Below are 9,303 nucleotides of genomic sequence, written 5' to 3'. Positions count from 1 at the left end.
GTCTGAATAGCCCCTAGTTTTCTAGACGCCTTCTGTTTTCAAAATCTGCTGCCGCTCGAACTTGACGGGTGACAGCATTCCGTTCCTAGCGTGCTTGCGCACTGGATTGTAGAACATTTCGATGTAATCGAACACATCCTGCCTTGCTTCCTCCCGCGTTTTGTAGGTTCGACGCCGGATGCGCTCACGCTTGAGCAGGTTGAAGAAGCTCTCGGCTACTGCATTGTCGTGGCAGTTGCCCCGTCGGCTCATTGAATGTTCCAGATTGTGAGCCCTAACGAAGGCAGCCCAGTCCATACTGGTGAACTGCGAGCCTTGATCGGAATGGATCAGTACACGGCTTTTTGGCTTTCGTCGCCAAACCGCCATATGCAAAGCTTGCAACACCACATCGGTGGCCTGTCGGCTTTGCATAGACCAGCCCACCACGCGGCGGGAATAGAGGTCAAGCACGACAGCCAGATAGGCAAAGCCTTCCATTGTGCGAATGTAGGTGATGTCCGTCACCCAAGCTTTGTCAGGCATGCCGACATCGAACTGCCGAGCCAACGTGTTATAGACGGCAACCGATGGCTTGCCCCCATAGCTCCTAGGGCGCCTCTTGTAGCCAATTTGCGCCTTGATGCCGTCCATTTTTGTCAGTCGCGCCACGCGGTTCGGACAGCAGGTCTCGCCCTGATCCATCAGATCATCATGCAGTTTGCGGTAGCCATAGACTTTGTTGCTGTCATGCCATGCCTGCCTGATCAGCTGGGTCTGCCGGGCATCTTCACGTGCCCGCTGGCTCAGCGGATCCTTCTGCCAGGCATAGTAGCCACTGGGCTGCACGGCCAAGCACCGGCACATTGACCGAACCCTGAACTGATCACGATGCTCTGCAATGAAGGCGTATCTCACTTTGCATCTCTGGCGGAACGAAGTGACCACAGGTCAAATACGCGGTGGCTTTTTTTAAAATGTCGCGCTCCTCGGTGACCCTCACAAGATCGCGCTTCAATCGCCGCCAGAAGGCCGAGAGAACCTCTTCTTCCAAGCATACAGCGAGTGCTGGCTGACCCCCAGTCGCTGCGAAACTTCCGCGACCGGATAGCCGCGCTCCGTGATCTGGGCCACCGCATCCCGCTTGAACTCATCGCTGAAATTTACCTTGCTCATCTTCGTCTCCTTACCTCAAATTTAGGGAAGAAGGCGTCCAGAAATCTAGGGGCTATTCAGTCGGCCTTGAGGCACTCATACGCTGGAACCACCCCGTTCTGGGGCGCGTGGTCCCGGCAGATTTTATCAAAGTCGCCAATGACTCAGGCCTCATTGGCCGTGTTGGGGCGTGGGTTTTCGAGGCGGCTTGCAAACAAATCGCAAGCTTCATGAACCAAGATATCGACCTACCACATATCGCCGTCAACGTTTCGCCAAAGCAGTTTCAATATGCGTCAATATGCTCCGAGTTACTTGGTCTCGTCGAAAAATACGCCATACCAAAAGGCAAGTTGGCAATCGAAATTACGGAAGAATTGCTCATTGATAACAGCCAGACAGTGCATGAGCAGCTCGCGATCTTGCGGGACGCGGGAATCCAGATTTCCATTGATGATTTCGGCACCGGTTATTCCTCGCTTCAATATTTGCGCGATTTGCCGGCGACAAAGCTGAAGATCGATAGGACATTCATTTCGCGTATCGAAACATCGGCCACAGACCGCGCCATCATCTCCACCATCGTCAATCTCGCCCACGCTCTTGACATGCGGGTGGTGGCAGAAGGCGTCGAGACAGACGCACAATTCACCTTATTGCGGGCCTCCGGTTGCGACGAGGTCCAAGGTTATCTAACGGGACGACCGCTCTCAGTGCAGGATCTGCACAAGCTTTTCAGCAGCGCCCCGGCACAATTCCGAACTGGCACAAGGTGAACCACCCACGGCCCCTCAATGGCGGCGTATTCACGCCAGAGCAGCAATTGTTGGTCACGCGCATATTGCTTGGCGGCGCGGCCATTTTCGTCAGCTATGCCATCGCCTTCAATGCGCTTATCATCGGGGCATTATGCACGTATGTTGGCGCTAACGCCGTTCTGTTTGTCTTGCAAAAACACGACATTTTGGAACTGGAAAAGCGCTTGTCTCTGGCTATGGCCTGCGACACCATTTCGGCTTTTGCGTTTATGTATCATTATCCGGAGCAGATGTCCCTTTTCTACCCTGTTCTGCTATGGCTGACACTCAGCACCGGTTTTCGCTTTGGTATAAAATGGCTGTTATCTGCCGCAACCTTGTCGACTGTCGCTTTTGGCTATTTGGTCATGACAACAGATTATTGGCAGCAAAACTATTTGCTGGGCTTAACCCTAACCGTCACATTGCTTGCCATTCCTGCTTATTGCTCGACGCTTATCCGAAGCATTTCCAAGGCAAAAGCGCAGGCGGAAACGGCGAGTATGGCAAAGAGCTATTTCCTAGCAAATGTAAGCCACGAACTGAGAACCCCGCTGAATGCGATTATCGGTTATGGCAACCATCTACGTCAGTCAAACATGCCAGCCGGCCAGAAAGACATGGTAGAGGCAAGCGTATTGGCGGGTGAGCATCTCCTCCATCTTATTGAACAACTTATCGACGTCGCCAAAGCTGGCACTGGCAGTAGCGAAGTACAGCGAACGGCCTTCCGACCGACAGACCTTCTTGCCGAGATCAGGAATATCATGACCGTCCAGGTCGAAGAAAAGGGCCTCGCGCTGCATCTTCAGGCGGAGCCTTTGAGCGATAATGTCGTCAGCGGGCCGACCAGCGTTATTCGCAACATACTCCTCAATCTCGTCGGGAATGCGATAAAATTCACCGAAGCCGGCGCTATTTCAATAAGCTGCGGAATATTGGACCGGAATGACAGGCGTGCAGTCTGGTTTGCCGTGTCCGACACAGGCATTGGCATTGCTGAATCCGCAAACCAACGGATTTTCCAGCCCTTTCAGCAAGCAGACGAAACAGTCATGAACCGCTTTGGCGGAACTGGCCTTGGGCTTTCGATCTGCAAACAGTTAACCGAACAAGTGGATGGCGACATCAACCTCAAAAGCCAGATTGGCGAAGGCAGCACATTTCGCATCGAAATTCCTGTGGCGACGCTGTCTTATTCCGCCCCTCTTGATGACAGCCATGCCGCAAGCAGCGTTAACGTTCTTGCCTTCGGTCATATGTCACCGGAGCTTTTGTCGCAGGCACAGACTATGGAAAATATGCGCCTCCACCACATAAAATGCGCGGATAGTTCGCAACTTTCTGTTGCCATTGATAATCTAGACCTGCAGCAATTTCAGATTGCCCTGTTGCCAGAGATCCTGGCCAAGGAGATGGCAACGGACGACAAAATACGGACGCAATTTGCCGACGCCGATATCGCGCCAATTTTGGTGTCTAACAAAGAGGCGGTCGCTTTAGAGCCTATTAAGAACCTGAGGTTTTTTACCTCGATTCTGCCATCTGCGCCAAATGCTGCGGAACTTCGAAGCGCAGTCATGATTGGCTGCTCCTTGGCGCCCAAAATGCGGATGTCGAACGTAGAGCGGGATAACCCAGCAGACGTATACACCCCCAGAAGAGTTTTAGTGGCCGATGATAATCGGACAAACCGAAACTTATTGGCCGCAATCCTAGAGGCGGCAGGCCATCATATATCCATGGTCACAGATGGCGATTCAGCGCTTACAGAGCTCGCAAAGGGTGAAACCGATATCCTATTGCTGGATGTTAATATGCCGCGCCTGAATGGTATTGATGCCTGCATCCTGTGGCGGCAAAGCGAAAGCGACACAGAACATTTGCCGATTATTGGTATCACCGCCGACGCCACGGCGGATACAGAGGCTAAATGCCTACAAGCCGGAATGGACGCGCGGATCACCAAGCCCGTCAATGCGCAACTACTGCTAAAAACAATTGAAACATATTGCTCGGTTTCAGCCGCATCGTTGATGAAGCCTGCAATAAAGCCTGACTGCTCCCATGACATAGCAGACGAGTTGTCATGCGAAGAAGTCACCGCAATTGAAGCTATTGATCAATCGCAGATCCAATATCTGCGTTCAATCGGCGACCAAGCGTTCGTTAACAATATGGTCGAAAGTTTCCTCGAAGATATCGATCAAACGCTTGATCCCATGAGGCGGGCGGTTAGAAACGGGGACGTTTCCGAATTCCGCTTTTGCGCCCATGCATTCAAAAGCTCCGGTAACAATATGGGCGCGCGCGCCCTATCGCAGCTTTGCGGTCAGCTAGAGCACATCAACGACGCGGAATTTTCCCAACGCAAGCATGAATATCTTGCCCAGATTGAGCAAGAGATCACGCGCGCCGTGCATATGCTTAAAACAGACATGTTAGGCCGTGAGCTCTTAGTTTTGGGGCGTTAGAATATCGGGCGTTATTAGGGTCAGGACCTATTAAATACACCTTCGCGGTTTGAGGCCATTTTGTTCAGTGCAAGGCGGTAAGCGCAGGACTTAGTGGTTCTAAGTCCAAGCTTACCAACGTGGCAATGGACAAAATGGGTCAAATCCGAAGGACGCCAAAATGGCTTCGATCTCAAAGCAAAATGCCCTTGCAGGCAGAATAACTGCCTGCGGCGGACATTTTCCTCCGATATCTTTGCCATTTTGACGCCGCGAAGGTGCATTTAACAGGTCCTGACCCTAGGGTCAGGCCACCAATTGAATGATAAAATGACCTGCTTCGTGCCATATCACCGCTGATGTGCCGTCAAAAACAGGCTTTCATCAATACAATCGATTATTCTAACAAATCAATCTCATTGGGTTCTTGGCAGCATCGTCAATATGACATTCTCAACCTTAGGAAAATCCAAGGTGTAATAGGAGAGTTTTCACGCTATGAAAATACGCAACATCCTTACTGTCGCCTTGCTGGCCGCCACATCATCAATGGCGCTCACCACCGCAGCAGTTGCCGAAACCGCAGAAACAAAAACCGAGTGGTGGCCAAAGACAGTTGACCTGACCGCATTGCGCCAGAATGAAGCGCGCGCCAATCCCTATGGCGACGATTTCAACTATGCCGCTGAATTTGCCTCGCTCGACCTTGACGCCGTAAAGGCTGATATCCGCAAGGTACTGACCACATCACAGCCATGGTGGCCTGCGGATTATGGGCATTATGGTCCATTCTTCATCCGTATGGCATGGCATAGTGCAGGGACATACCGCACAGGCGACGGACGTGGTGGTTCAGATGGCGGTGAACTTCGGTTTGAGCCATTGAACTCGTGGCCTGATAACGTCAATTTGGACAAGGCTCGTCGCCTCGTATGGCCTATCAAGCAGAAATATGGCCGCAAGCTTTCATGGGGTGACCTCATGGTTCTCACGGGCAATGTTGCCATGGAAGATATGGGCTTCAAAACCCTCGGCTTTGCGGGCGGTCGCATGGATGCATGGCAACCTGACCTTGTCTTCTGGGGTCCTGAAGCCGAGCTTTTGGCTGACCGTCGCCGTGATGCCAAGGGCAACCTCAAAGGACCGTTGGCTGCATCGCAAATGGGCCTGATCTACGTCAATCCAGAGGGCCCTAACGGTGTTCCTGACCCACTTGCCGCCGCCGCCGAAATCCGCCGCGCCTTCAGTTCGATGGCGATGAACGATGCCGAAACCGCTGCACTCATCGCCGGCGGCCACACCTTCGGTAAAGCGCATGGCGCACGCAAGCCCGAAGAGTGCGTGGCCGGTGACCCTGGCGTCTCCCCTATCGAACAGCAGGGCCTCGGCTGGAAAAACAAATGTGGTAAAGGCCATTCGGAAGACACGATTACCAGCGGTTTGGAAGGTGCGTGGACATCAAACCCAATCGCTTTCACCACCCAATATTTGGACAATCTGTACAATTTCGAATGGGTAAAAACCAAAAGCCCAGCAGGAGCCACCCAGTGGATCCCCAGTGACCCAGCCGCCGCCAACATGGTACCGGATGCGTTTCGTGCGGACGTGCGTCACGCGCCCATCATGTTCACCACCGATATCGCAATGCGTGAAGACCCCGGCTTCCGGAAAATAACGCAGCGTTGGCAGAAAAATCCGCAGGAATTTGCAGACGCTTTTGCGCAAGCTTGGTTCAAGCTCACGCACCGCGATATGGGGCCACAGGCGCGTTATTTGGGCAAAGATGCACCAAAGGTCACTTTGACATGGCAGGATCCGCTTCCAACGGCAAACTACGCACCGATCACGACGACCGATATTGGCCAGTTAAAGTCCAATATATTGGCAAGCGGCCTGACAACGGCGGAACTGGTGCGTACAGCATGGGCTTCGGCCTCTTCGTTCCGTGCGACAGACATGCGCGGTGGAGCAAATGGCGCGCGTCTGCGGCTTGCCCCGCAAAAGGATTGGGCTATCAATGATCCCGCTGAAGTCGCGAAGGTCATTGCCAAGCTTGAAACTGTGCGGACAACGTTCAACAAGAGCGCTACCGGTGGCAAGCAAGTAAGCCTTGCCGATTTGATCGTGCTCGGCGGAAACGCAGCTATTGAACAGGCGGCGAAGGCCGATGGTCAGGACATCACCGTTCCGTTCAACGCCGGACGTGTGGATGCAACGCAGAGCCAGACGGACGTAGAATCCTTCAACCAGCTTCAGCCGAAGGCCGACGGTTTCCGCAATTACTTTGCCTCCGACGCCTTTTATGGGCCGACCGAAGCGCTGATCGACAAAGCGGATTTGCTTGGCCTTACCGTTGCTGAAACAACCGTATTGGTTGGTGGTATGCGCGTATTGGGGGCAAATGCCGGTGGTTCAACCGCAGGTGTGTTCACCAATAAGCCTGGGACGTTGACCAACGACTTCTTCACCAATTTGCTGTCGATGGACACTGTTTGGGCGAAGTCGGCAACAAATGCCGGCTTGTATGAAGGCAAGGACCGGGCGACCGGCGCCGCGAAATGGACCGCAACGCCTGTCGATTTGGTGTTTGGTTCCAATGCCGAATTGCGGGCCGTAGCCGAAGTCTACGCTTCGGATGACGCGAAGCAGAAGTTCGTGACCGACTTTGTCGCGGCATGGAACAAAATAATGAACGCAGATCGTTTCCAGTAAACACGGACAAAGGCGGCGGCGGGTCATTCCGCCGCCGTCCATTCATTCCTTCAATTGAGTAATATTGTGCCCTTCATGCTGCGCCTGTCTGTATCTGTATTCTGCGTTGCCATCGCGCTGATGGTGACGTCCATTGCGCCTGCCACAGCGCAAAAGGCGCGGCCCGCTGCTTTTGCCCAATGCGCCGGATGCCACGCGACCGAGGCTGGCAAAAACCTTTTCGGGCCAAGTCTTGCCGGTGTTGGCGGTAGAAGGGCCGGTTCGCTTTCGGGCTATGCCTATAGCCCTGCCCTGAAGGCGTCGGGTTTGACATGGAACGCAAAAACCCTCGACCGCTGGCTCACATCGCCCAAAAAGACCGTGCCGGGCACAAAAATGCCCTTTAATGCAATACAGGATCCTAAATCGCGCGAGCAAGTCATTGCCTATTTGCTGACACTCTAACCCGCGCCCGCAGCGCGCATCAAACATATGGCCACGCATTGGCCGAAGATGCTAAATCCACCCAAAATCGGTAATTCGAGTGGTAAAGCCTATGCCCAGAGGTTAACGGCGCCATGAAGCGTGCGACATCAGGATCGCAACGCACCGGCAGGAGGAAAACAACGCATGCGTGAAGCACTATCCCCTGAAGTGGCACAAGCCGAAATGGAACCGTTACGCATTGGAACGCTGGAAACACCGTGCCTGATCATTGATGCTGCACGTATGGACCGCAACATCGCGCGCTTACGCGACAGGCTGGCCCCCATGGGCGTGCCGCTGCGTCCGCATCTGAAGACGGCAAAGTCGGTTGAAGTTGCCGTGCGGGCAATGCCTACTCCGCAAGGCCCAGCAACAGTTTCAACGCTCAAGGAAGCTGAATTTTTTGTCGCCGCTGGCGTTCGCGACCTTATGTATGCGGTCGGCATTACCCCGTGCAAGCTAGCAAAAGTCATTGCGCTGCGCCAAAATGGCGTGGACCTCTCGGTTATCCTCGATACGGTTGAGCAAGCAGAAGCGGTTGCGCTGGCATCACGCACCAGCGGAGAGGTCATCCCCGCATTGATCGAGATCGATTGTGATGGGCGTCGCTCAGGCGTGCCGCCGCAGGATATAGAGCGCCTCCTGTCCATCGGCCAAGCGATTACGCAGGGTGGGGAGCTGCGGGGTGTTATGACCCATGCAGGCGGCAGTTACGCCGCACGCGGGGGCACCGCCCTGCAGCAGGCAGCAGAAACCGAACGCCGCAGCGTCGTCGACGCGGCAAACATTCTTCGAAAGGCTGGCCTGCCCTGCCCTGTGGTCAGCGTGGGATCTACCCCAACGGCGCATTATGCCACTGACTTTAGCGGCATCACGGAGGTCCGTGCAGGTGTCTTCGTCTTTTTTGATCTGGTCATGGCGGGCATTGGCATTTGCGAAATCGACGACATCGCCATGTCCGTACTTGCAACGGTTATCGGGCATCAGCGCGAAAAAGGTTGGATTTTGATAGATGCGGGCTGGATGGCCATGTCCCAAGATCGGGGGACGTCGAAGCAGGAAATGGATCAAGGCTATGGCCTTGTCTGCGACCACTCCGGCACGCCCTTTCAGGATCTCATTCTGGCTGATGCTAATCAAGAACATGGCATATTGAAGCTGCGTCCCGGGTCGACGGCGGCGCTTCCCGAACTTGCCATTGGCGATCGCGTGCGCATCTTGCCCAATCACGCCTGCGCCACTGGCGCGCAGCACAGCAGCTACCACGTCGTGCACGGCAAGTCAGATATCGTTACAGACGAGTGGGTGCGTTTGAGCGGGTGGTAGAAAGCGCGGCAAACGCTTACACGATCCGCTTCCGGACAATTCTGTCAGTCTGTAGCTGGCGAAGATCGCGATGCACAATGAGCCAAGGCTGGCGCGCGGGCTGCTCCATGGCGGGGTAAAAAACATCTCCACGGTCGGGCGTGACCGTTAACTTCACTTTTTGATAAACTGGCGGAGCGAGAGCGTCTCCCAACCAACTCTCCTTCTATTATCTTTTTGATATTAAACGTTTAGTTTTTCAGGCTCTTTGGGACCAACGCTGCTTAACAAGGGCACCATTTGTAGCGAAGGGGTGCACCATCAATTACTGGGATCAAACATCTAGACAGGCCAAAATGGTTTGCCTGATAGTGCTTGAACAAAGAGGAAGGTTGCGAACATCAACTGAACAATAGCAACGCCAACGACCAGCTTCA

General features: G+C 53.9%; 4 protein-coding genes and 2 pseudogenes. 5 read left to right on the top strand and 1 reads right to left on the bottom strand.

Going from position 1 to position 9,303, the window contains the following annotated elements; translation table 11 throughout:
- Positions 1 to 21: 21 nt before the first annotated feature.
- Positions 22 to 1,155, bottom strand: a pseudogene (locus ACILP3_RS10120) (IS3 family transposase).
- A 68-nt stretch (positions 1,156 to 1,223) separates the two neighbouring features.
- Between ACILP3_RS10120 and ACILP3_RS10115 the strand changes: the two are divergent.
- From ACILP3_RS10115 to ACILP3_RS10095, 5 genes and pseudogenes are all read left to right on the top strand, one after another.
- Positions 1,224 to 1,910, top strand: a pseudogene (locus ACILP3_RS10115) (EAL domain-containing protein); the annotation flags it as partial.
- Positions 1,907 to 4,405, top strand: coding sequence for an ATP-binding protein (locus ACILP3_RS10110; RefSeq protein ID WP_395616511.1), 2,499 nt, complete (start codon positions 1,907 to 1,909; stop codon positions 4,403 to 4,405). The pseudogene ACILP3_RS10115 and the gene ACILP3_RS10110, both read left to right, overlap by 4 nt.
- Positions 4,406 to 4,882: 477 nt before the next feature.
- Positions 4,883 to 7,096 carry a catalase/peroxidase HPI gene (katG, locus tag ACILP3_RS10105; RefSeq protein WP_395616510.1) on the top strand — a complete coding sequence of 738 codons (2,214 nt, stop codon included), beginning with the start codon at positions 4,883 to 4,885 and terminating at the stop codon, positions 7,094 to 7,096.
- Positions 7,097 to 7,150: 54 nt separating this feature from the next.
- Positions 7,151 to 7,540: a c-type cytochrome gene (locus tag ACILP3_RS10100; RefSeq protein ID WP_395616509.1), complete on the top strand. Its 390-nt coding sequence runs from the start codon at positions 7,151 to 7,153 to the stop codon at positions 7,538 to 7,540.
- 165 nt (positions 7,541 to 7,705) lie between these two features.
- Positions 7,706 to 8,887 carry a DSD1 family PLP-dependent enzyme gene (locus tag ACILP3_RS10095; RefSeq protein WP_395616508.1) on the top strand — a complete coding sequence of 394 codons (1,182 nt, stop codon included), beginning with the start codon at positions 7,706 to 7,708 and terminating at the stop codon, positions 8,885 to 8,887.
- Positions 8,888 to 9,303 lie beyond the last annotated feature (416 nt).

Origin of the sequence: Sphingorhabdus sp. (assembly GCF_044239665.1) — a bacterium.
Taxonomy (GTDB): domain Bacteria; phylum Pseudomonadota; class Alphaproteobacteria; order Sphingomonadales; family Sphingomonadaceae; genus Sphingorhabdus_B.
This window is presented reverse-complemented; position numbering and strand designations above follow the sequence as displayed.